This is a genomic window from Bradyrhizobium sp. AZCC 1678 (genome assembly GCF_036924765.1).
GTDB lineage: Bacteria > Pseudomonadota > Alphaproteobacteria > Rhizobiales > Xanthobacteraceae > Bradyrhizobium > Bradyrhizobium algeriense.
Window position 1 is genome coordinate 6735488 of record NZ_JAZHSE010000001.1, and the last position, 22273, is coordinate 6757760.

Annotated in this window: 25 protein-coding genes; 11 read left to right on the plus strand and 14 right to left on the minus strand. The window is 62.0% G+C overall.

Going from position 1 to position 22273, the window contains the following annotated elements; all coding sequences use genetic code 11:
- Window positions 1–415 precede the first annotated feature (415 nt).
- Both V1294_RS32335 and V1294_RS32340 read right to left on the minus strand, forming a co-directional pair.
- A complete protein-coding gene (locus V1294_RS32335) occupies window positions 416–1570 on the minus strand; it encodes an IS110 family transposase (protein WP_334495347.1) in 1155 nt (384 codons plus the stop codon).
- 85 nt (window positions 1571–1655) lie between these two features.
- The gene (locus V1294_RS32340; RefSeq protein WP_334502903.1) at window positions 1656–2222 is read right to left on the minus strand and encodes a DinB family protein; all 567 of its coding nucleotides are present in this window, start codon (window positions 2220–2222) and stop codon (window positions 1656–1658) included.
- 193 nt (window positions 2223–2415) lie between these two features.
- Here V1294_RS32340 and V1294_RS32345 point away from each other — a divergent pair, with 193 nt between their 5' ends.
- Complete coding sequence (locus V1294_RS32345) at window positions 2416–2748, plus strand: hypothetical protein (protein WP_334502906.1); 333 nt, start codon at window positions 2416–2418, stop codon at window positions 2746–2748.
- Window positions 2749–2771: 23 nt separating this feature from the next.
- Here the strand turns inward: V1294_RS32345 and V1294_RS32350 are convergent, their stop codons facing one another.
- Genes V1294_RS32350 through V1294_RS32360 form a run of 3 tightly spaced genes read right to left on the minus strand, consistent with a single transcriptional unit; the run spans window position 2772 to window position 6415 of the window.
- Window positions 2772–5045 (minus strand): xanthine dehydrogenase family protein molybdopterin-binding subunit, encoded by a 2274-nt coding sequence (locus V1294_RS32350; protein WP_334502908.1) that lies wholly within the window; start codon window positions 5043–5045, stop codon window positions 2772–2774.
- A gap of 18 nt (window positions 5046–5063) precedes the next feature.
- Window positions 5064–5540, minus strand: coding sequence for a (2Fe-2S)-binding protein (locus tag V1294_RS32355; protein ID WP_334502911.1), 477 nt, complete (start codon window positions 5538–5540; stop codon window positions 5064–5066).
- 5 nt (window positions 5541–5545) lie between these two features.
- Window positions 5546–6415 carry an FAD binding domain-containing protein gene (locus tag V1294_RS32360; RefSeq protein ID WP_334502913.1) on the minus strand — a complete coding sequence of 290 codons (870 nt, stop codon included), beginning with the start codon at window positions 6413–6415 and terminating at the stop codon, window positions 5546–5548.
- A 304-nt stretch (window positions 6416–6719) separates the two neighbouring features.
- Between V1294_RS32360 and V1294_RS32365 the strand changes: the two genes are divergently transcribed.
- Together V1294_RS32365 and V1294_RS32370 are read left to right on the plus strand one after the other, a co-directional pair.
- Window positions 6720–8066 carry a lytic murein transglycosylase gene (locus tag V1294_RS32365; RefSeq protein WP_334502915.1) on the plus strand — a complete coding sequence of 449 codons (1347 nt, stop codon included), beginning with the start codon at window positions 6720–6722 and terminating at the stop codon, window positions 8064–8066.
- A 203-nt stretch (window positions 8067–8269) separates the two neighbouring features.
- Window positions 8270–8773 carry a DUF1993 domain-containing protein gene (locus tag V1294_RS32370; protein WP_334502917.1) on the plus strand — a complete coding sequence of 168 codons (504 nt, stop codon included), beginning with the start codon at window positions 8270–8272 and terminating at the stop codon, window positions 8771–8773.
- 6 nt (window positions 8774–8779) lie between these two features.
- Here V1294_RS32370 and V1294_RS32375 read toward each other — a convergent pair whose 3' ends face one another.
- Both V1294_RS32375 and V1294_RS32380 read right to left on the minus strand, forming a co-directional pair.
- Window positions 8780–9313, minus strand: coding sequence for an HD domain-containing protein (locus tag V1294_RS32375; protein WP_334502919.1), 534 nt, complete (start codon window positions 9311–9313; stop codon window positions 8780–8782).
- A 166-nt stretch (window positions 9314–9479) separates the two neighbouring features.
- Window positions 9480–9920: a hypothetical protein gene (locus V1294_RS32380; protein WP_334502922.1), complete on the minus strand. Its 441-nt coding sequence runs from the start codon at window positions 9918–9920 to the stop codon at window positions 9480–9482.
- 378 nt (window positions 9921–10298) lie between these two features.
- Here V1294_RS32380 and V1294_RS32385 point away from each other — a divergent pair, with 378 nt between their 5' ends.
- A complete protein-coding gene (locus tag V1294_RS32385; protein WP_334502925.1) occupies window positions 10299–10688 on the plus strand; it encodes a RidA family protein in 390 nt (129 codons plus the stop codon).
- Between the two features lie 87 nt (window positions 10689–10775).
- On the opposite strand, the gene V1294_RS32390 is transcribed toward V1294_RS32385, so the two are convergent.
- Window positions 10776–11324, minus strand: coding sequence for a DUF2380 domain-containing protein (locus V1294_RS32390; RefSeq protein ID WP_334502927.1), 549 nt, complete (start codon window positions 11322–11324; stop codon window positions 10776–10778).
- Between the two features lie 332 nt (window positions 11325–11656).
- Between V1294_RS32390 and V1294_RS32395 the strand changes: the two genes are divergently transcribed.
- The gene (locus tag V1294_RS32395; protein WP_334502929.1) at window positions 11657–12424 is read left to right on the plus strand and encodes an SDR family NAD(P)-dependent oxidoreductase; all 768 of its coding nucleotides are present in this window, start codon (window positions 11657–11659) and stop codon (window positions 12422–12424) included.
- Window positions 12425–12431: 7 nt separating this feature from the next.
- Complete coding sequence (locus V1294_RS32400) at window positions 12432–13604, plus strand: cytochrome P450 (protein WP_334502931.1); 1173 nt, start codon at window positions 12432–12434, stop codon at window positions 13602–13604.
- A gap of 13 nt (window positions 13605–13617) precedes the next feature.
- Here the strand turns inward: V1294_RS32400 and V1294_RS32405 are convergent, their stop codons facing one another.
- Together V1294_RS32405 and V1294_RS32410 are read right to left on the minus strand one after the other, a co-directional pair.
- Window positions 13618–13749 (minus strand): hypothetical protein, encoded by a 132-nt coding sequence (locus tag V1294_RS32405; protein WP_334502933.1) that lies wholly within the window; start codon window positions 13747–13749, stop codon window positions 13618–13620.
- A 138-nt stretch (window positions 13750–13887) separates the two neighbouring features.
- On the minus strand, window positions 13888–14478 hold the full coding sequence (locus tag V1294_RS32410; RefSeq protein ID WP_334502935.1) for a hypothetical protein: 591 nt from the start codon (window positions 14476–14478) through the stop codon (window positions 13888–13890).
- 843 nt (window positions 14479–15321) lie between these two features.
- Here V1294_RS32410 and V1294_RS32415 point away from each other — a divergent pair.
- On the plus strand, window positions 15322–15810 hold the full coding sequence (locus tag V1294_RS32415; protein WP_334502936.1) for an NUDIX domain-containing protein: 489 nt from the start codon (window positions 15322–15324) through the stop codon (window positions 15808–15810).
- Between the two features lie 216 nt (window positions 15811–16026).
- Here V1294_RS32415 and V1294_RS32420 read toward each other — a convergent pair whose 3' ends face one another.
- The 3 genes from V1294_RS32420 to V1294_RS32430 form a co-directional block, all read right to left on the minus strand.
- Window positions 16027–16467, minus strand: a complete 441-nt coding sequence (locus V1294_RS32420) for a hypothetical protein (protein WP_334502937.1) — start codon at window positions 16465–16467, stop codon at window positions 16027–16029.
- A gap of 961 nt (window positions 16468–17428) precedes the next feature.
- Window positions 17429–18061, minus strand: coding sequence for a hypothetical protein (locus V1294_RS32425; RefSeq protein ID WP_334502938.1), 633 nt, complete (start codon window positions 18059–18061; stop codon window positions 17429–17431).
- 147 nt (window positions 18062–18208) lie between these two features.
- Complete coding sequence (locus V1294_RS32430) at window positions 18209–18475, minus strand: DUF2277 domain-containing protein (RefSeq protein WP_108518865.1); 267 nt, start codon at window positions 18473–18475, stop codon at window positions 18209–18211.
- Window positions 18476–18606: 131 nt separating this feature from the next.
- Between V1294_RS32430 and V1294_RS32435 the strand changes: the two genes are divergently transcribed.
- Together V1294_RS32435 and V1294_RS32440 are read left to right on the plus strand one after the other, a co-directional pair.
- Window positions 18607–18846, plus strand: a complete 240-nt coding sequence (locus V1294_RS32435) for a DUF2188 domain-containing protein (RefSeq protein WP_108518867.1) — start codon at window positions 18607–18609, stop codon at window positions 18844–18846.
- Window positions 18847–18982: 136 nt separating this feature from the next.
- The gene (locus tag V1294_RS32440) at window positions 18983–20047 is read left to right on the plus strand and encodes an alpha/beta fold hydrolase (RefSeq protein ID WP_334502940.1); all 1065 of its coding nucleotides are present in this window, start codon (window positions 18983–18985) and stop codon (window positions 20045–20047) included.
- 42 nt (window positions 20048–20089) lie between these two features.
- Here the strand turns inward: V1294_RS32440 and V1294_RS32445 are convergent, their stop codons facing one another.
- Window positions 20090–20737 (minus strand): hypothetical protein, encoded by a 648-nt coding sequence (locus V1294_RS32445; protein WP_334502942.1) that lies wholly within the window; start codon window positions 20735–20737, stop codon window positions 20090–20092.
- Window positions 20738–21111: 374 nt separating this feature from the next.
- On the opposite strand from V1294_RS32445, the gene V1294_RS32450 reads away from it, so the two are divergent.
- On the plus strand, window positions 21112–21465 hold the full coding sequence (locus V1294_RS32450) for a hypothetical protein (RefSeq protein ID WP_108518874.1): 354 nt from the start codon (window positions 21112–21114) through the stop codon (window positions 21463–21465).
- Window positions 21466–21529: 64 nt separating this feature from the next.
- Window positions 21530–22132 (plus strand): MSMEG_1061 family FMN-dependent PPOX-type flavoprotein, encoded by a 603-nt coding sequence (locus V1294_RS32455; RefSeq protein ID WP_334502944.1) that lies wholly within the window; start codon window positions 21530–21532, stop codon window positions 22130–22132.
- The last annotated feature ends 141 nt before the right edge of the window (window positions 22133–22273 follow it).

Genomic DNA, 22273 nt, shown 5'->3' on the forward strand with positions numbered 1-22273 from the left:
TTGTCGTGGAGCGCGCTGCGCTCGCAGTGGCTGTTTCGTTCCGATGGTTGATCGCTGCGCCAGGCGCGGCCGCGGTCAAGGTTGGCCGCAGGCCACCGCCGGAGGCGGCGCGTAGCGACCTTGACGGCGGCAAGGCTGGCGCGAAGCTTTCGGATCGGAACGTTTTGGTGCGCGCGGTGAGCGGGTTGACGCGACATCCTGGACTGGGCCGTGACGTTGTTATGCGGCAGACACCGCATCAACTTGTATCCGGTCGGGTGTGGTGACCCGGACCCTGATCTTTCATGCACGGGTGAAGGTAAGGCCCAGAAGAGACGGGACCCATCTACGAAAGCGGAATCCGAAGACCCAAACCCGGGTTCGGTCACACGTCTGTCCTGGGTCACGTCGGCCGTCATTGGCGCACCGGCGTTCGTTAGAGGCTTGGGCGCAGCGCCGCGCCGGTTGGCACGAGGCCGGTTTCCAGATAGCGCCACAGTGCCACCATCAGCTTGCGCGCCAGCGCTACGATGGCGATCTTGCGGATGCGGCCCTTGAGGTTGCCAACCCGCGCGCGGAACCAGCGGCTCAGCTCGCTGTCGGGCTGATGGCTCAGCCACAGCCAGGCGAGCTCGATTGCGGTCGTTCGCGCCCGGCGATTGCCCGCCTTGCTGATGCCTTGTTGTCGACGGCGGGCGCCGCTGTCGTAGGGCATGTCGGTCAGTCCGACGCAACTGCCGACCTGACGCCGGTTCTTAAAGTCACGGTAGAAGACCTCGTTGGCCAGGAGCTGGGCGATGTGCGGGCCGATTGCCTTGAGTTGGGCAAGCTGAACCGCCTTCGCCTCGACCGAGTCCTTTGCCGGTGCCCGATGCGCGGCCGCATTCGCCGCCTCGAGCGCCTTGATCTGCGTGTGCACCAATACCAGCCGCTCATGCTCGCGGCGGATCTCGTCCTTCAGCCGTGGCGGCAGAACGCGCCCATCGCCGGTACGCACCTCGTCCAGACCCGACAAGAAGCCCGGCTTCAGGGGCATGACATCGCGGATGCCCTGGCCATGCAGCAGCCCCTTGATCCGGTTGCTGTGCCCGGTGCGCTCCTTCAGCAGCCGCTCGCGCTCGCGCGTGCGCCGTTTGCGATCCTCGTCCTCAGGCGTGGGAACCCGAACCATGCTGCAAACCCGCGGTTCGCCCCGCAGATACGCCAGAAACGAGCGCATCAACTGCGCCAGGTCGATCCGATCGGTCTTGGCCCGCCGGGCCCGCCGGTTCACCTCGATGCTCGACGCATCGATCTCGTAATTGAGTACCTCGTTGTCGGCCAGCCAGCGGTGCAGCCAATGACCGTCGAGACCCGCTTCATAGCAGGACAGAATACGAACCGGCTTCCCCGCCTGCGCCGCCTTCGCCCGAGCCTTGACCAGCAAACCCGACAGCGCCGCCAGGTCGCCCCCATCAATCCGGTAACGGCTCATCTTCTCGCCGCCAGGCATCATTATGCCCAGCTGCCATTTCGCCTTGCTCAGTTCGAAAGCAATGTAAACCGTGCCATACTCGCAGCCGGCGGGTGTGCCAGTGTGATCAGTGCGCATCGTTGATCCTCCGGGTGGTTGGGTGCTCGCAAACTCAGCTTACCCCTGACCACCTGCCACCCCATAGGATCTACGCAGCTTACGTCTAGGCTTCCAAACCACCCCAGATCTTCTCCTCGCTCCAGCCCAGCTCCGCGAACTCTGCGGCCCGTAACGGGGCCTCACCCGCCGAGAAGAACTCGTCGAGCTGAGGCGGGCTTACCGACGTGCCTGAGAGCATCGCGTGGGCCTGACCGCGGTGGTGCACCTGGTGCTGAAACAGATGCAGGAGCAATCGGTCCATCCGCTCGCGCTGGATGGAGGTGCCGCGATGCACCGACACAATGCGCTGCAATCCGGTGGCGTCGAGCGCTTCGACGATCTTGAGCAAACGTCGGTCGACTGCGGCCTGGGCTTCCTTCAGCGCGGCGACCGTTGTGCAAGGCTCCTGGTCTGCCCAGGCGGCGGGTCCGAGCGTGCCGCCTTCCATCGCGTCGACGTAAAAATGGTCGATGATCAGGATGTGGTTGAGCGTGGCGCGCAGGCTTGGGAAGAAGCCGGTGCGCTTAGCGGTGAATTCATCCTGCGACAGCCCGAGACAGGCGGTGAGCAGCCGGTGGTTTGCCCAGGCGTTGTTGTACGCCATGGTGCGGAAGGGAAGTACGTCGTTCATTGGCGTTGCCGGCCAGTAGCCCGCATGAGCATAGCGATATGCGGAGAACGATGATGAAGGTCCCGGATATCGCTCCGCTCATCCGGGCTGTTTGACCTCCAGACCGAGGCCTTCAGGATATTTGTTCACGCAACATAACAGTATCTTAAACGAGCACAACTAAACGTAGTGCTTATAGTTCAAGGAGCTTGCCGTGGAGTCGTTGCAAGGTATCGAGCTCATTTTCATGTCGGCGACCACTCCGCCGGGCATCGCGGTGTTGTTTTTCGCATTTTTGATCTCGTGCCTCAGCCGGGTCTTTTTGCGCAGCAACCTGCTCAAGAATCTCTACCTGATCCTCTCGTTCGGCCCCTTGCTTTACCTGTTGGTACTCGGCATCGCGTTCGGCATCCCTTCGATTGCACCCAGCAACATTGTGCTCGTAGCCGCGTTGCTTACAATGTTCCTAGGTGTGCCATTCAGTATTGGCTGGTTACTCGGCTGGTCGATTGCGGTTCTCCTGCAGACCGCAAGTACGGCGGAATAGCTAACCCACCCTGCGAAGCTCTCCTACTCCGCCGCCTCTCGCGTCGGCGCCTCCAGCACTTCCAGCACCTTCGGCGGCGACATCGGCAGGGCGTAGAAGCGTTTGCCCAGCGCGTTGTAAATCGCGTTCGCCACCGCCGCCATCACGGGCACCAGCGGCACTTCGCCGACGCCCTTGACGCCTTGCGGGTGTTTCGGGTTCGGGATCTCGACCATGATGCAGTCGATCATCGGCAGGTCCGAGCAGACGGGCATGCGATAATCGAGGAAGCCGGGATTATCGACCTTGCCTTCCCGCGTGTAGATGTATTCCTCGTTCAGCGCCCAGCCGATGCCTTGGGCGACGCCGCCCTGGAGCTGGCCCTCGACATAGCCGGGATGAATGGCGCGGCCGACATCCTGCACGGCGGTGTAGCGGATGACGCGTGCGATGCCGAGATCGACATCGACCTCGACGTCGCAGACATGCGTGCCGAAGCCGCCGTCGGCGCCCGTGGTGTTGAGCTGCACGCCGGCCCCGATCGGGCCGCCCATCGCAGGCGCCTTCTCGGCGAGCTCTTGCAGCGTCAGCGGCTCGAACTGGCCGGCGTTCGGGCTGACCGGATGCGCCGCACCCTGCTCCCACTTCACCGCTTCGGGATCGATCTCCCAGATCTTTGCCGCGCGCTCGCGCAGCGTTTGGATGATCTTTTCGGTTGACTGCGTCACCACCATCGAGGAAGCGAACAGCACGCGGCTGCCGCCGGTGAGGTTCGAAAAACCGACCGTCTGGGTGTCGCCGATGATGACGGAGACGCGGCGATAGTCGATGCCGAGGAGCTCGGCGCAGATGTTGGCGATGCCCGCGCGCGAGCCGCCAATATCAGGGTGGCCGGTGGTGACGACGACGTTGCCGTCCTCGGTGATGTTGACCTGCGCGGAAGATTCGCCGCCGGCATTGAACCAGAAGCCGCTAGCCACGCCCCTGCCCCTCGGCTTGCCGTTGCCGTCGCCGAGCGGCGCGGCATAATGCGGCGAGGCTTTCGCTGCTTCCACCGTCTCGATATAGCCGATGCGCGGGAACACCGGGCCATGCGCGGCCTTCGTTCCTTCCTTCGCGGCATTCTTGAGGCGGAAGTCGAGCGGGTCCATCTTCAACGCTTCGGCGACTTCGTCGAGCACGCATTCGACCGCATAGGCGCCGATCGGCGCGCCCGGCGCGCGATAGGCCGCGACCTTCGAGCGGTTGGAGCAGACGTCAAAACCCTCGGAGAGCAGGTTCGGGATGTCGTAGGGCGTGAAGCTGCACCCGGCGGCACCCCGGATCGGCGAGCCCGGGAAGGCGCCGGCCTGCAGATAGAAGGTGCCGTGCGCGGCGACGATTTTTCCATCTTTGGTCGCGCCGATCTTCACGGTGCTCTTCGAGCCGGATGTCGGGCCGGTTGCGCGCATCACTTCCTCGCGCGTCATCACCATCTTCACCGGGCGGCCGGATTTTTTGGCAAGCAGCGTCGCGAGCGGTTCGAGATAGACGATAGTCTTGCCGCCAAAGCCGCCGCCGATCTCGGCGGGAATGGCGCGGATGTCGCTCTGCGGGATGCCGGTGAGATAGGCCGTCATCGCGCGCACCATGAACTGGCCCTGGCTGGAGCTCCAGATCGTGGTCTTGCCGTCAGGTGCCACCGAGATCAGGCAGGCATGCGGCTCGATATAGCCCTGGTGAACGGGGCGCGTGGTAAAGGTGCGCTCGATGACGATGTCGGCCTTCTTGAAGCCTTCCGATATGTCGCCCTTCTTGTGCTCGAGGCGGCCGGCGATGTTGGACGGCTTGCCTTCGAACTTGTTGAACTCGTGCAAAATCGCTGCATCGGGCTTGATCGCGTCGTCGATCTCGATCGACCACGGCAGCACCTCGTAATCGACCTCGATCAGCTTGCAGGCCTCGGCCGCGATCGCTTCCGTGGTCGCGGCCACGGCAGCCACGGGGTGGCCAGGGAACAGCGCCTTGTCGCGCGCCATCACGTTGCGGCACATCCAGCGCATGTCCTGGATGCCGAGCATGACCGCGCCTTTCTCGATCGGGAAATCGACGATGTCCTTCGAAGTGACGACGGCTTTGACGCCCGGCAGTTTTTCCGCTCTTGAGGTGTCGATCGATTTGATGCGCGCATGCGGATGCGGGCTGCGCAAAACCTTGCCCCAGATCATGCCTGGCATCGTGGTGTCGGCGGCGAACTGGGCGCGGCCGGTCACCTTGTCCATGCCGTCGGGACGGATGGTGCGCTGGCCGATCCATTTGTTGTTGGTGACGAGGTTCATTGGGCTGTCTCCCGCAATTTATTGCGCGCGCATTTCGGCAGCGGTTTCCATCACCGCGCGGACGATCTTGTCATAGCCGGTGCACCGGCAGAGGTTGCCAGCGAGCCAGAAGCGGACTTCCTCCTCGCTCGGGTCAGGGTTTTTCTTCAGCAGCGCGTCGGAGGCGACCAGCATGCCCGATGTGCAGATGCCGCACTGGAGCGCGGCCATCTCCAGGAATTTCTGCTGCAGCGGATGCAACTTCTCGCCCTGCGCCATGCCTTCGATGGTGCGGATCTCGTGGTCTTGCGCTTCGACCGCGAGCATCAGGCAGGAGCAGATCAGGCGATCGTCGAGCGTAATCGAGCAGGCGCCGCAATCGCCGGACGCACAGCCTTCCTTGGAGCCGGTGAGATTCAAGGTTCCGCGCAGCGCATCGAGCATGGTGTCTGATGGCTCGCACAGAAATTCCATCGGCTCGCCGTTGATTGACGTGGTGACGTGAACTTTGGCCATGAAGCTTATTTCCCTGTAGCGCGTTTGGCGGCAATCGCGGCGGTGCGCTTGAGCAGCACGCCGGCCACCCTCGTGCGGTAGGCGATGGTGCCGCGCTTGTCGTCGATCGGACGGCAGGCGGCGGAACAAGCAGCGGCGGCTTTCGCCAGCGCGGCGTCGTCGAGCTTTGAGCCGATCAGCGCCTCGGCGGCGTCTTCGACCAACAGCACGGTCGGTGCTACGGCGCCCAAGCCGACACGCGCGGCAGTGACGGTGCCGTCCTTGATCGTCAGGCTGACGCCGACGCCGACCACGGCGATGTCCATCTCGGTGCGCGGGATCATTCGCAAGTAGGCATCGCTGGACCCGGGTGGACGCGGCGGTAGTGTGAAGCTCACCAGAATCTCGCCGGGCTTTAAGTTGGTGCGGCCGGGACCGGCGGGCACGTCCTCGACCTTCATCTCGCGACGGCCGTCCGGGCCCTGCACGGTGACGACGGCGCCGGCCGCGACCATCGCGGGCACGCTGTCGCCGGCGGGCGAACCGTTGCAGAGATTGCCGCCGGCGGACGCGCGGCCCTGCACCTGCTTGGAACCGATCAGGTTGACGGCCTCGAGCACGCCGGGCCAGACCTTGCCGAATGTCTTGTGTTCCGCGAGCGCCATGCCGGAAACGGCGGCGCCGATGCGGAAGCCGCCATCGGCCGTCTGCTCGATCGCGGTCATCTCTGGGATTTTCTTGATGTCGACAATCACGCCGGGCCTCAGCACGCCGGATCGCATCTGCACCAGCAGGTCGGTACCGCCGGCCAGGATGCGCGCAGCGCTGCCGGCTTTCGCAAATGCGCCAATCGCTTCGTCAAGCGTATCAGGCGCCAGATATCGGAGTTCCGTCATGGATCCCGCAATCTCCCTCTTTGTCTGCCCGCCCCATATGGACGATGGCCTTATGTTTGTTGGCCCGGCAGTGCGGCCCAAGCCTACACGGGGATGAACGGTTGGAACAGCCTGCGAGATCAGGTTGATACGGCAGGCTCCTATGCGCGTGGCGGGGCTTGCGGGCCGGATTGCTTCGAGGTGGGAGGGTGGGCAAAGGCGCACTTGCGCCGTGCCCACCATATTGATTGAACTGGGTTGCTTTGAAATGGTGGGCACGCTTCGCTTTGCCCACCTTACGGTCCCTTTCGAGCTGGTGACATTGATGCTGCATCTCAGACTCCTGCTTGCTGCCGCGGCATCCCTGTCCCTTTCATCCCTCGCCATCGCCCAACCGGCCCCCGCTCCTGTCAGACCCGCACCCGCCCGGCCGTCTGTCGTACCAGGGCAGCAGCCGCCGGCCGCCGCTGCGCGCTCGCCCCGTGCGGCGGCCTGTCACAACGGCATGCCGTTCGACCGCTTCCTCGCCGACCTCAAGCAACAGGCCGTGGCCGAGGGCGTCTCGCAGCGCGCGCTTGCCGAGGCCGCACCCTACCTCACCTACGATCAAAGCATCGTCAACCGCGACCGCGGCCAGCGCGTATTCGGCCAGGTGTTCACCGAATTCGCACGAAACAGGGCGTCCGATGGCGCGGCAAAAAATGCGCAGGCGAGAATCCGGATGCATGCGGCGGCGTTCAACCGCGCCGAGAAGGAATATGGCGTACCATCAGCGGTGATCGCCGCGTTCTGGGGGCTGGAGAGCAGTTTTGGCGCCGAGCTGGGCAAGCTGCACACGCTGCCGTCGCTGGTGTCGCTGGCCTATGACTGCCGCCGCTCGGAGATGTTCCAGAAGGAAACCATCGCCGCCTTGAAGATCATCGACCGCGGCGATCTCTCAGCATCTGAGATGATCGGCTCATGGGCCGGCGAACTCGGCCAGACGCAATTTCTGCCAACGCACTACTTCAACTATGCGGTGGATTATGACGGCGACGGCCACCGCAACATGCTGCGCAGCGTGCCCGACGTGATCGGCTCGACCGCGAACTACATCGCCAACGGACTGAAGTGGCGGCGCGGCGAGCCGTGGCTGCAGGAAGTGCGCGCGCCGGCGAACTTTCCGTGGGATCAGGCTGACCTGACCATCAAACTATCGCGCGCAAAATTCGCGCAGCTCGGCGTCACCTATCCTGATGGACGACCGCTGCCGAACGACGACATGCCGGCCTCGCTGCTGCTGCCGATGGGCCGCACCGGGCCGGCGTTCCTGGCCTATGCGAATTTCGCCGCCTACACCGAGTGGAACAACTCGCTGATCTATTCGACCACCGCGGGCTACCTCGCGAGCCGTATCGCCGGTGCGCCGCCGATGCGGCAGCCATCCGCGCCGGTCGCGCAACTGCCGGTCAATGAGCTGAAGGAGCTGCAGCAGCTCTTGGTGCGCGCGGGCTTCAATGTCGGCAAGGTCGACGGCGTGATGGGGCAGTTGAGCCGTACGGCGGTGAAGGCGATGCAGGTGAAATACGGCTTGCCGGCGGATTCCTGGCCGACGGCGGAATTGCTGGCGCGGATGCGCGGGCCCGGCGTGCAGGCGCAGCCCGCCGGCTTGGTGATGCCGGCGGCGCGGTAGATCCCGTCGTAGCACCGTAGCGCGGATGCAGCGCAGCGAAATCCGGGGTCCTTGCCACGCGGGTAAACTTTCCCGGATTGCGCTTCGCTCCATCCGGGCTATGGGTCCGGCGCTGGACGGTTGTATTTCCTCGCTCGCCTCCCCATCTCGCAAAACACCTCATCGTCCTGAGGTGTTATTCCACATCACGAAAAGAGCATCACATGTCTTTCCACGACGCCACTGTGCCCGCCTTCCTGCAGATTCTCGGCAGCCTTTCCGGCTTGCTCACCAAGGCGGAAGCGCATTGCAAGACGAAGAACATCCAACCCGAGGTGCTGCTCAATGCGCGGCTTTATCCGGACATGTATCCGCTGACGCGGCAGGTGCAGACGGTCTGCGATTTCGCCGCAAAGACCTGCGCGCGCCTCACCGGCAGCGAGGTGCCGTCGACACCGGACACGGAAAAGAGTTTTGAGGAGCTGCAGCAGCGGATTGCGAAGACAGTCGACTATGTAAAATCGTTCAAGCCGGCGCAGTTCGACGGCGGCGACACGCGCGAGGTGACGTTTCCCATCGGCCCGAACAACACGATGACGATGAAGGGCCAGCAATATCTCGTCAATTTTGCGTTTCCGAATTTCTACTTCCATGCCGCCACAGCGCACGGCATCTTGCGGCACAACGGTGTGGAGATCGGCAAGCGGGATTTCCTCGGGGTGAGGTAGTCGGCGCTATCCGCGCAACGAAGCCAGTTCGCGCGCGAGGTTTTCGCGGGCCTGCCGGTCATATCTCGCGGCAAAGACCGCATCGGGAAAGATGACCGGCCGCGCTGCGAACTGGCTGAGCACTTTGGCGCGGCCGGCGCGATAGTCGGCCTCCGGCACATGGATGAACTCCCGCCGGATCGCGGCGGCATACGCGTCGTATCGCGCGGGCTCTGCGCCGAGGATGCTGAGGTCGATCGAGATCAGGATGGCGCCAAGGCGATCGTCAGGCTGCACGTCGTGCGTCTTTGTCAGACGGATCAGGCGGCCGACCTCCTGACGAAGGTCCTTGCGAACATGCCGTTCGGCTAGCTGCGCCCTCAGCGCTTCATTGTCCGCGCGGGTCGCGTCGTAGACGACATCGTGCCACCAGATCGCGGCGGACAGAATTTCGCGATCGAGCGGCGAAAGATTTTCCACGCGCGCGAGCGCACCGAGACAGTCTTCGATATGCGTGAGGTTGTGATAGTGGCGGCCAGGTGACGTGTAGGCGGCGGCCAATTATTCGCGGTTCATCCGTCCTCCCCGAAGCAGTGGCGCCGTAGGGTGGGCAAAGCGACTTGTCCGCCGTAGCTCGAAGAGCGAAGGCGGAAGCGTGCCCCCCATTCCGCGCGACGTGCTGGATGGTGGGCACGGCGCTTCGCGCCTTTGCCTACCCTACGAAGTCTTACCGCATCGTGATCGCTAATCCGCTGAGATCCGCGTTCGCCATCAATCCCACCTGGTGCCCGGTCAATTCCAGCACCGCGCCCTTCTGGTTGGTCAGCACGATCGCGCGCGCGCCGCGGCCCACCGCAAGCCCCGCGCCGGCCGCGCCGTAGACGCCGGCGACGTCGGAGGGGCGATAGATGTTGCTGACGCGGCCGCGCAGCACCGTCTTCGAGCCGCCGAACACCAGGCCGTAGTCGAGGCCGCCGGTCGACAGCGGATAACGGCGCCCGTGGAAATTCAAGACGCCGCCGCCACCGGATCCGCCGATGATCCATCCCGCCTTGTAGATCGTGAGCTGCACAAAACCCTCGTCGGCGCGCGCGGCGGAGGACAGCGTGGCGCCGGTCAGGGCCGCAAACGCAAGCACGGTGGCGCGAATGGCGGATGGCATTTTCATGGATCGTATCTCCGGAGGTATCGCAAATCGGAAAGTGTCAGGCGGGCTCTGCAGTGCAGATTGAATAGCAACTAACGGATTGTAACCGATCGGCGCAAGGGGCAAAGTGTATTCGGGCGTTTGCGCGATACACGGCGCACGGCATCCCGCGCCGCGCGTCCGACACAATTTCATCACGATTGCACGAACAAAAAAGCCGGACTGTGAACTGCATTACTTCAACGGGGCGCGCGTCGCGCTATTTCGTGCCCAGCGAATTGGACTGACAAGCGGGACCTTCAAAGCTATCGGCGGGTCGTAAGCCCAGCGCCGCTGCCTTTCCAGCGAGGCAGCGGCGCGTTAGGCTCAACGCACCCGAACCATTCATGGAGGTGTCCCATGCCCCCGATCCAGCACTTCGCGCCGCCCGCCGGCATCAAGTCCCCGCCGCTCTCCTTCGCCACGCGCACCGGCGACCTGCTGTTCGTCTCGGGCATTCCGGGCTTTGACGACAAGGGCGCGCTCGCTGATGGTTTCGACGCGCAGTTCGGCTTCGTCGTCGCCAACATCAAGCGCGTGCTCGACGAGGCCGGCGCGACGTTTCGCGATCTGGTCAAGGTCAACGTGCTGCTGACGCGCGCCTCCGACGTCGCCACGATGAACGTGCTGTATGCCTCCGCCTTCGGGCCCGCGCCCTACCCCGCCCGCACCACCTGCGTGGTGCAGGCGCTGCCCGACCCGAAAATGCTGATCGAGATCGAAGCTGTTGTGTCACTGGCGAAGCCGTAGGATGGGTGGAGCGAAGCGATACCCATCGCTTCCTCGCGAGCCGATTGATGGGTTTCGCTGCGCTCTACCCATCCTACGAACCACCCCTTACGGCTTCGGCATGGTTTCCTTCAGCTGATCGCCGACGAAATTCGCCGCATGGCGATAGGCGGCATCGTTGTCGCCGCGGAACGTCACCGTTCGCTGCATCAACAATTTCTCGGCTTCGAGATCGAGCAGCTGGATTTCGCCCCATTGCACCAGCGTGCTCATCTTGCGGATGCCGCCATAGACGACCAGCCGGGCGCCGGCCCGGCGCGCGGCGGCGATGAAAACATCCTGCGACATGCTGGTGGCGGTGCAGGGTTGATCGCGACATTCGATCGTCACCACGCGATAATCGCTCTGGGCCGCCAGATTATCGCGCAGCAATTTTGCAAACGATGCCACACGCGCGAGATGCTCCGCGCTCTGGTCCGCGACCTCGCCGGAGGTGTCGAAATAATCGAAATCCGCCACCGCCACCGCAATCGGCGTGGCGGCCGGCAATCCGCCCGATGGAAACGACAATGCGGCTACCGCGCACAGCATGCTCAGCACGGCGCCGGCGCGGCCGCGCAGGCTCAGCCCGCGCCTTGAGGTTGCTGTGTGCATCATGCTTCGCCTCCTTGACCACGACAGTGGCATCGCCCCGCTGCCGCCGGGCCTGAATCATAACAGCGCGCGGGGATTTCGCTAAGCCATTCCACCACGCTTTGCCCTTGAACCTGCGCGTTTTGATTTCTTTCGTAGGCCGGATGGAGCGCAGCGTAATCCGGGCTACATTAACGGCTGCGCAGGGCGGCTTAGCGAAAGCGTAATCCGCCTTCCAGGCACGACGTTCGGCGGGTTACGGCTTCGCCTGACCTGCCCTACGACAATCGCTACCACCTTGTACTAACGGGCACGCTTGCTATCCTCCGCCAAAATCAAAAGCAGAGGAACGCCACATGCCCCTTCTCCAGAATCACATCGCCGTCATCACCGGTGCAGGCTCCGGCATCGGGCGCGCCATTGCGATCGGCTATGCCCGCGAGGGTGCGCGGGTCGTGCTGCTCGACAGGGACGAGAAGGCGGCAGCCGAGGCCGCGAAGGAAATCCGCGACGCCGGTGGAAGTGCCGAAAGCTTTGCGCTCGATGTCGCCAGACGCGAGGACTGCGTCGCAATGGCAAAGCAGATCGCCGACAAGGTCGGGCAGGTCTCGATCCTGGTCAACAATGCCGGCATCGTCCGCCGCAACGGCATGCTGGGCGCGGCCGAGGCCGTGATCAACGACTGGGAAGACATCATCGCGATCAACCTCACGGGTGTTTTCAACGTGACGCATGCGTTCCTGGCAGCCCTGCGCGCCAGCAAGGGACGCATCGTCAATATCGGCTCGATCCAGTCCTTTGTGCATGTGCGCACGCCGAGTTCGCCGGCCTATACAGCCTCCAAGCACGGCGTGCTCGGCTTCACCAAGGCGCTCGCCGCCGAACTCGGCAAGGAAGGCGTCCGCGTCAACGCGATCGGCCCGGGCTTCATCGCGACGCCGCTGAACGCCAATGCCCGCGCCAACAATCCCGACCTGGTGAAGACATTCATGGACCACACCCCGTTGGGACGCGCCGGCACCGCGGAAGACATCGTCGGCCCCGCGATCTTCCTTGCCTCTGATCTTTCTGCCTACGTCTCCGGATCGATCGTGATGGTCGACGGCGGCTACCGAGCTGTGTGAGCACATCATGTCCAACGCCCCGCATTTCGGCATCGACGTTCCCACATTCTGGGCCGATCCCTATCCCGCACTGGCGCAGATGCGCAAGGAAGCGCCGATCGCCTTCGTGCCGCAGCTTGGCTCCACCGTGTTCACCCGCCGCGGCGACATCTTCACCCAGGAGAAGCGCATCGACGTGTTCTCCTCGCACCAGCCGAACGGGCTGATGAATGTGCTGATGGGCCACAACATGATGCGCAAGGATGGCGATGCGCACATGAGCGAGCGGCAGGCGATGTTTCCGGCCGTATCGCCGCGCACGGTGCGGGACACCTGGGTCCGCCAGTTTCAGGCCCATGCCGACCGCATCCTTGACGAGCTAGCGCCAAAAGGCTCTGCCGATCTCTGTAAAGAGCTGGCGCTGCCGCTGTCGGCCGAATGCCTGAAGGACGTCACCGGGCTGACCAACATGCGCTACCAGGACATGGACGCGTGGTCGCAGGCGATGATCGACGGCATTGCCAATTACACCGGCAACAAGGAGGTCGAGGCGCGCTGCCATGCGGCGACCGCGGGCATCGATGCCGCGATCGACGACATGATTCCGGTGGTGAAGCAACACCCGAACACCTCGATCCTGAGCGTGTTGCTGGCATCAGGCCAGAACATGGAAAGCATCCGCGCCAACATCAAGCTTGCGATTTCGGGCGGGCAGAACGAGCCGCGCGATGCGATTGCCGGCGCGACGTGGGCGCTGCTGACGCATCCCGAACAACTCGCGCTGGTTCAGAACGGCAAGGCAAAGTGGCTCGACGCGTTCGAGGAATATGCGCGCTGGATCGCGCCGATCCAGATGTCGCCGCGCCGGGTGGCAAAGCCATGGTCATATGGCGGCATCGACTTCGAGCCGGAAGACCGCGTGTTCTTCATGTTCGGCTCGGCCAATCGCGACGAGGCCTGCTTTGCCGAGCCGGATCGGTTCGACATCACCCGCGATACCCAGAAGAGCATCGCCTTCGGCGCCGGTCCGCATTACTGCGCCGGCGCGTTCGCCTCGCGCGCCATGGTGGCCGACGTCGCGCTGCCGAGCGCGTTTGCGCGGCTGAAGAACCTGCGGCTGGATGAGCGCGAACCGGTTAGGATCGGCGGCTGGGCGTTTCGCGGATTGCTCAATCTGCCGGTGAAGTGGGACGCGGGCTGATGGTGGTGAGCTTCTACTGGCGCGGACATTCCCGGTAGCCGAAGCGATCGATGATCGTGCTGCCCGGAATGGTGTGAAACGCCAGCGTCTCCATGTAGTGATTGTCGAGGAGATACTTGCGCAGTTTCTCATTGTAGGCGCTCAACATCCGCTGCGTGGAGCCCGCATGAGTGGTTGGGGGACTTCCGCTTTGACAGGCATTCCGGACCCAATGCGGACATCGCGTGAGGTGCGAAGTGCCCAGGTTCAGCCATTCGGTATCGAACTAGCGGATCGGCGCTTTCTACTCTTGGTCGGCACCAGTCGGCACCCAATCCTGGGGAAGCCTATGCCATGGCTGATCAGGAAAACGTCTCGCTGTTTCCTCCTTGACTTTCCGCTCGCGCCAGATTGGTCCGCCGATGTGCCATTCAGCTTCTTCTTCTCCGAAGTCGGCAGTGAGGCGCGGTGGAATGTGATACTCCGCGTCCCAGACAGCGATAATCTCCATGTTCTGGATCGCGGGATCTTCGACACGCGTGTCATGGCTCGGCTTGCCGCCTGCCCATACCGTTACGTTCAACGTTCCTACCGGCCACTGAACTGAATAGCGCATCTTCTGCAACTCTTTGTGCAGCGGGAAACGGCCCAGATTCTTCCATCGACCGGACCTCAATGCTCGGCCTATGGATGGATGGGCAACGACGACTGTCGTCATCACGTTCGACGACAAGACACCTTCCGGCCCCGCCAAATTGTGCTCTCGATGCCGGAAGAAGCCGATGGCTTTGTCCAGCGTCACCTGGCCGTAGTAAATCCAGGCGGCTTCGCCCGCTATCGCATAAAGGGTTCCCGCCCTTAGATCGGCTCTGGCTTTAGGGTCAGCATCGAACATGGTGCAACCGGAGGAGGCAGGTCATCGCGGCAAGGATCCGCAGCAGCAACCATATCCATAACAACCGTCAGGCGTAACGTCGCTATCTCGCAAATGGGTCATTCGCGTCGGTTTGGCCGGACCACGGCGACTTCCGGTCTGCCCCGGTGAACGGACATCTTCAGGATAGGCGGGGATGTCTCAAAGGTGCCAGAGGCGGACTTGACGCATGCAGTCGCCACAGTGCAACCTAAGGTCAAAGGTGCGCGTGGCACCTCAATCTTGTGGTTGCGGCCATCAGCTTAGGATGCATGTCAGCTCAGCATGGAATTGTAGAGCGCCTTGCTCATTGGGTCTTATGTGCAGGGAGCCTAGTACTGTGCTTGTCGTTGACTTCCGATTGGGGGCACGCGCTTTGGTGGGCTATGAAGGCCCCAAGCCCCCGCTACTGGATAAATGACGTCGTCAGATGGGAGAAGGTTGCTCTGTGTCTCATCTGGAGCTTCCTTATCTTCCTTCTCTATGCCTATCGCTACGGTATGACCCCGCGCGCCCTTGTTGCTTTGTTGGCAAGCGTTTTGCTTGTACAAGTCACCGACGCTGTCTTGAGGATCAATATTGACGTCATTCCCCACCTGTACTTGGTTGTGAGGTATTTTCCTCTCGCAATTATCTGGTCCATCACTCCGGTGCTCTTGTCCGCGGTTTTGGTACATAAGATGTTAACGAAGCGAGCATTTGCCCACACGCATGTGCGCATTGCTTCGGCGATTACGTTTGGTGCGTGCGCGATGATGTTATGGGTCGGGCTATTCGACACCGTCTACCCGGGAATTGGCTGGCGCTAAGACGCAAGGTACGTTCATGACCGATTTCACCGATAGCTATGTTGGACAATTGCGCCGGCTTGTTGGTGATCGACTGTTGCTTGTGCCTGGCGCGCGCATCGTCATAGAGAACGCCGCCGCGGAAATTCTGTTGCAAAAGCGCAGTGATTTCGATGCATGGGGCCTTCCTGGCGGTAATGCTGAAGAAGGGGAAGCCCTGGATACGACAATCGTTCGTGAAATCGCGGAGGAAGCTAGCCTAAAACTTCTCGAATTCAAACCGTTCGGCTTCGGGTGTGATCCACTGATCGAAACGTTCACGTTTCCCAACGGCGATCGATGCCAATACTTTGTGCTCAACTACTTTTCGCGGTCCTTTCGTGGGGTGCCGCGCGTTGGAGATGACGAAGCTACAGCTATTAAATGGTTCAGCCTCGCTGCACTTCCGCCTATGCTTCCCAATATGCTTAAAAGCGTCGAAGCCTATGTAAAATTCTCGCAATCAGGTGATTTCCAGATGATTTAATGATGTCTGCTCAGGGTCAAACGCGTCGGTTTGACCGCGTACCGACGACCTCCGCTCTACCCCCGCCAACGGACATCGTCAGTCCGGCCTGTCAGGTCCGAAAAGTGCCTGAAGCGGACCTCGGAGCTGACGGCAATCATATCGTGTGGAGCCCACGGACGAGACTCAAAGTAAGTCACTGCCTTGTGCCATGTCCAGAAGCTCAGAAAGCCGACATCACGACTTGGCGCCTTGATGCTCCAAAAAATCCTCTGCCGATCTGCGTGTCTGTTCTGAAGCAAGGGGGTGTTCAAGTACTGCGCGTAGCTCTGATAGCCACGCCCCTCTTTGGTCGCTGGACAGATTAGCATTGAGCACACGGTTGATCATCCAGACGGTGAGGTGAGTCGGCTGGCGATGAACGGAATCGCGCAACAGGGGCAAATAGCCGGGGATTGCCTCTAGCTCGTGAACGAGCGGTCCGGGTGAACCAAACTCAGCGTCGGGAAAACGTTCGAGCAAGCTGAACATTGCCGGCGCAACACGATCCCGACCGGGCAATGAACGAAAACCTTCGAAGAGCTGGTAGAGGCGAATATCTGTGTCGTCGGGCGACGGTTCAAATGAGTTCAAAGCTACAATTACAGTGGTGATGGGATCGCAAACTTCCATTGGCATAACGCCTACCGGAGCTGAAGCTGGTAAGGCTCACAAATTAACCTCTAGCTTTGGGGCTACGCAAGCGGTCCCGTTGTCCGCATCGGGTCAGATTCAGAAGTCCAGACGCGCAACGGGGCAGTCCGCCTTTCCCTCAAGAACAGACGCTGTCAGCCGGGCTTGTCAGGTCCGAAAAGTGCCAATGACGGAAAGAAGCATTTTGATACAAATCGTGCCGACGCGGACAGGCGCGCACAAAACCGCTCCACGCTTTGCGAGATTTTGACGGAAGTAACTGTTGCGCTGTTTCACGCCCGCTCTACGGATATACGGCCTGCGCGAGGAGGGGCCGATTTTCAATTTTATTGTGACGTATCTTCAATATGCAATCTTCAATCCGTTTGGTTTGCTGGGTGTTTGCGCTGGAGCACTGGCCTGCTCCTTGGTTGCTTCCCCATGGCGCCGCCCCACGCCCGTAGACTGGCTTCTGGCGTTGATTGCCAACTCTGCTCATTTAGCTTTTCTTTATGTCGCTCTAGCCGGACCGTCACAGCTAAACCTTGTAATACTTATTACCGTTTTTGGGGGTGGTGTTGGCTTCGGTCTAGGATGGGTCTTGCGCTTGATTTTGGCTCACCATCTGGCCCAGCAGAGTTATCTAGGACGCGTCGCGTCTGTGTCCGCTACGGGTCATTCGCGTCGCATTGACGGTGTACTGATCACTTCCGGTCGGCCCCGATCACCGGACATCTTCAGAACCGGTCGGCATGTCTCAACGTGCCCCAACAGCAATCATGGCGCGCATCCCGAGTTGGAAGCGACGGTCGCAGAGGAGAGCGCCACCGATTTGCGTGAGTGCGGTGATAGCCCTTCAAAATGAAGCTCGAAGTGAACTGAGGCGGGAGGGGTGGGTCGCCCCATAAATTGACCGGATCACAAAAGAAAAGGCGTTGATCAATTCCGTCTCCGGCAATCCGGACCGTCAGCGGGAGAGCTGTGATCCGGCGGGAGGCGGCAGGCGAGAGTCGATCTTGGGCTGCGGAGGTTTGGGCTGCGGGATCGAGGCGGCCTGCTGGGCTGGGGCTGGGGCCGGAGGCGTGGATGACATCTTCTGTCTGACGTTCTCCTCAGCCGTCCGTAGTGCCGCAATGTTCTGGGCCATCTGTTCTTGCCTGGCAGCGAGTTGTTCGACGCTGCGCCGCACGGCATCGAGCGTGGATGCCAGAGGCGCAAGCTGCCGCGTCGTATCAGTGGACGTCGCAGCCATGACCGGCGACTTCGTCGTCGAGACGGGAAACAGCAAGCCCAGCACCGGAGCCTGGGCTACCAGCACCTCCTTTGCTTCATCACCGTAGGACTGCCAGCCTAGCGTGCCGCCGACACCGATGAGAACCGCAATCGAGAACCGGACAAGGGTGCGGAACATCCGCTTGCCAATCGACGGCCGGCCGCTCGCCGGCTGCCCTTCCCCGAAGCGGTAAGGATAGGGAGAATCGATCGACGGCTTCACGCGCCGCCTACCCGTGTGCTGGTCGGATCGGACGTCCGGATCACGCGCATGCCCGCCGAACAAAGTTTCTTCGGCCGTCAGTGGCGGGCTTTGCGAGTATAACATGGGTACCTCTTCCGACGGTTCTTCCAAACTCTTGAGGGGAAGAGGCGATCCCGGTTTGACGGAAGGGAGGCAGAGGCGCAGCAGCCCTGGGGCGTTTGTGAGGTCGTCGCACGATAGCAGACGATCGACACATCCGCTGTGAGCCCCCTAGCCGAACCTCGCCCGCGAGCGCTCCCTCGCCTTCTCGGCCTCGACCTCGCGGTCGCGCGGCGCGGCGTTGGTCTGCAGCGATGCCAGCAAGCGCCGCGCACTGTCGGACACTTCGGAAACCGCGCGGTTGAACGCCTCGGCGTTGGCCTGCGACGGCGAATTGAAGCCGGAGAGTTTTCGCACGAATTGCAGCGCGGAAGCATGGATTTCGGCGTGGGTAGCCGGCGGATCGAAATTGAACAGGGTCTTGATGTTGCGGCACATGGTTTTCTCCTCTGCACCCGTCGTCGGTCAAGGACGAACGGCCGGTGCAAAATCCGACAGCATGGCCTATTCTGTCATGGATCACGCGGCGCGTTCACCCCTGTCGGCACCTGCAAAACAGCGAGTTCCCGATGACCCATGTGACCTACAAGATCGTCGAACATGACGGCGGCTGGGCCTACACCGTCAACGGCGTGTTTTCCGAACCGTTTCCGAACCGCGCCACGGCACTGGCCGCCGCCCGGCGCGTGGCGGCCGAGCAGCGGGTGCCGGGCCGCACGGAAATGATCGAATACGAAACCCCGGACGGGCGTTGGCACTCGGAGACCGCCGCCGGCAATGACCGGCCGGAGACCGAAGTGGAGGGTTAGTTCGGCGATCTGGTGACGGTGAAATAGCCGGTGTGCTAGGCTCCCTGCCAAGCGGTCCGCAAAGACAGCCGCAGCCTTGGAACAGCAAGCCTTGGCACAGTAAGCCTTGGACCAGGAAGCCTTGGGGGAGACCATCATGAATTTTTCGCACGCCGCCTTGTCGGCCGCCGCACTGGCCCTGACCTCCATCACCGCTTTCGCCGCAGACTATCCCGCGCCGAAACAGGGCGAGTGGATCGCCAAGGATTTCAAATTCCACTCCGGCGAGACGATGCCGGAGCTGCGGCTGCACTACACCACGATCGGCGAGCCGACCGGACAGCCGGTGCTGGTGCTGCACGGCTCGGGCGGCTCGGCCGCCAGCATGCTGACACCGGGTTTTGGCGGCGAATTGTTCGGTCCCGGCCAGCCGCTCGATGCCGCGAAATATTACATCATCATTCCTGATGGTCTCGGCCACGGCAAATCGTCAAAGCCCTCCGACGGCATGAAGACCGCATTTCCGAAATACAATTACGAGGACATGGTCGACGCGCAGTATCGCCTGGTCAAGGAAGGTCTCGGCGTCAAACATCTGCGGCTCGTGATCGGAAATTCGATGGGCGGCATGCACACCTGGATCTGGGGCGGCAAATATCCGCAATTCATGGACGCGCTGGTGCCGATGGCGTCGCAGCCGACCGAGATGGCGGCGCGCAACTGGATGCTGCGGCGGATGATGCTGGAGACGATCAAGAACGATCCCGACTACGTCAGCGGCAACTACATCACCCAGCCGCGCATGATGAAATACGCCATCAACGCCTATGGCATCGCGACCGGCGGCGGCACGCTGGCCTATCAGGCGCTGGCGCCGACGGCGGCAAAGGCCGACAAGATGGTCGACGACCGGCTGGCCACCGCCATCACCGCCGATGCCAACGACTTCATCTACCAGTGGGAAGCCTCGCATGATTACAATCCTGCGCCGTCGCTGGAGAAGATCGAGGCCACGCTGCTCTTGATCAATGCCGCCGACGACGAGCGCAACCCGCCGGAAACCGGCGTGACGGATGCCGCGCTGAAGCGCATCAAGAACGGCCGCTTGTTCCTGATCCCTGCCTCGAGCGAAACGCGCGGCCATCTCACGACGGGCAATGCGAAATTCTACAAGAAGCAGGTGGAGGAGCTGCTGCAGACCGCGCCGCAGCGTGCGATGTGAACCGGCACGCGCATTGAAGCGAGCACGCGATCCAATCGTCCGTCATCTCCGAAACTGGGGGCAGCTACCCCATGGGACGTTGCGCGCGAGATTTTTGTCGGGACTACCTTTCAGCCCGGCGTGCAGAACGTTTACTGCCTGCAATTCGTATCGGTCGGTGGCGAGATCATGCGAAAAGATCACGTCAATGGTCGCGTACCACCATATCAGGCAAAGAACACACGCAGGTGCGAACCGAACCTGGGGCAAGAAGTATTTGAAGTAAACGTGCGAAGCGGCGCTACCGATGTCCGGCACTTCTAGAGTATGGACGTATTCAGCGCCCATGCTGCGCATAACGGCATGGCCCGAAGCCAGTTGGCGATTAATGGACGCATCGGGTCCAGCAAGCTCTCTGACATGTGAGAGAAGCTGATCATTTACATTGCTGTTGAAAGATGCCGTCGGGCCCCGAAATCCCGCGTCCGACGGCCAAAATACTCCATTGGACAGACCAGGCCATACCGTCCAGCGTTGCGCGCCGGCTCGCGTCAATATGTTCTGGTATTCATCACCGCTAATCGAACCGATGCTGCATTTCTCCAGCCCGAAGCGTTCGGTAAAGCTGAAAGCCCAGAGCAGGACGGGGAGTGCAAACAGCAATCCCACGGGTGAAAGCAGGCCTATCGCAATCTTCGGGTTCGTGCCCAATACGTTTCCAATCGTGGTGATGACCGTGGAGCGGCTCCTTCCACCAACCACAGGCGGCGAGACCGTAGTTTGGCAGCTTGCTGCGCCTGGTAATCACCACGAATCCACACGCAAGATCGATTCCACGTTCATGCTGCCCTTATTTCAAGGCAGCAATCCGTTCGATACGACTGTTGAGCCAGCCGTGGCTCGCATCAAGCCTCTGTACGGGACGGCCAGCCAGAAGTCCTGATTTCGCACCGCATCAATTTGGGAACGACCCCATCGCATATTATTTGAGCGCGCGTCCGCAAGCGGAGTCCGGTTGAATTGTCCGCGATACGATTCGTGGGTCGCATGCTCGCGAGGACAACGGCAACACAGCGGAGGACCGGATGCGGAGACTCGCGCAGTTCGTTTTGATCGCCTTTCTGCCGATGCTGGCCAGCACAGCGCTCGCCGTCGACCGGGGCCAGTTCGGCCATGTGCCGCCTGATATCCGCGCCTGGTTCAAGAGCGTGATCGCGCCGAACGGCGTGCCCTGCTGCGACGAGTCGGACGGACATCGCACCAGCTACGACGTTCGCGGTGGCGCCTATTGGGTTCCGATCGAGGGCCAATGGATGCAGGTGCCCGAGCGCGCGGTCATTCGCGACCAGGGTAACCCGATCGGCGAAGCCGTGGTGTGGTACGTGCATCACCGCGGCAGCATCATCATCAGCTGCTTCGTGCCGGCGGACGCGGTCTAGATTCTCTCAAGATGACGCCCGCGACGCGGGATGATAATCTCACCGAAAGCCTGAGGAGCCGCCCGTGACCGATTTTTCCGCCAGCGACCTCGCCACGATCTACCCCGCGCCCTCACCGCGCGTCATCGCAAAGGCGCGGCCGGAGATCGACGTCCATGCGAAAAAATTCATCGGCATGTCGCCGTTCTGCGTGCTGGCCACGTCAGGCGCGGACGGCAGCGTCGATGCATCGCCGCGCGGCGGCAATCCCGGCTTCATCCATGTCGCGGGACCGAACCTGCTCTTGATGCCGGATCGCTCGGGCAACAACCGCATCGACAGTTTTCGCAACATCGTCGAGGGAAGTGGCTTCGTGCAGCTGATCTTCTTCGTGCCGGGGATCGACGAGACGCTGCGCGTCGGCGGCAAGGGCAAAGTGTCCGCGGAGGCGGAGCTGATCGCCTCGATGGTGGAGTTCGGCAAACCGCCGCGCGCGGTGCTGCGCATCGAGGTCAGGGAAGCTTACTTCCACTGCGGCAAGGCGCTGATGCGCTCGAAATTGTGGGGAGGTGAGCGGGTCGAGCGATCGGTGATGCCGAGCATCGGCGAAGTGATCCACGACCAGACAGGTCTTGGCGAGCGCGAAAGCCAGGACGTGATTTACGAGCACTACAAGACGCAGCTTTAGAGAAATTGCCGAGATCGAATCACCCTCCCCTGGAGGGGGAGGGTCGACGCTCATGAAATGAGCGGCGGGGTGGGGTGACGGTCTCTCCACATCCAACAGTGCCCGAGTGGAGAGATCACCCCACCCCGTCTCGCATTTCGC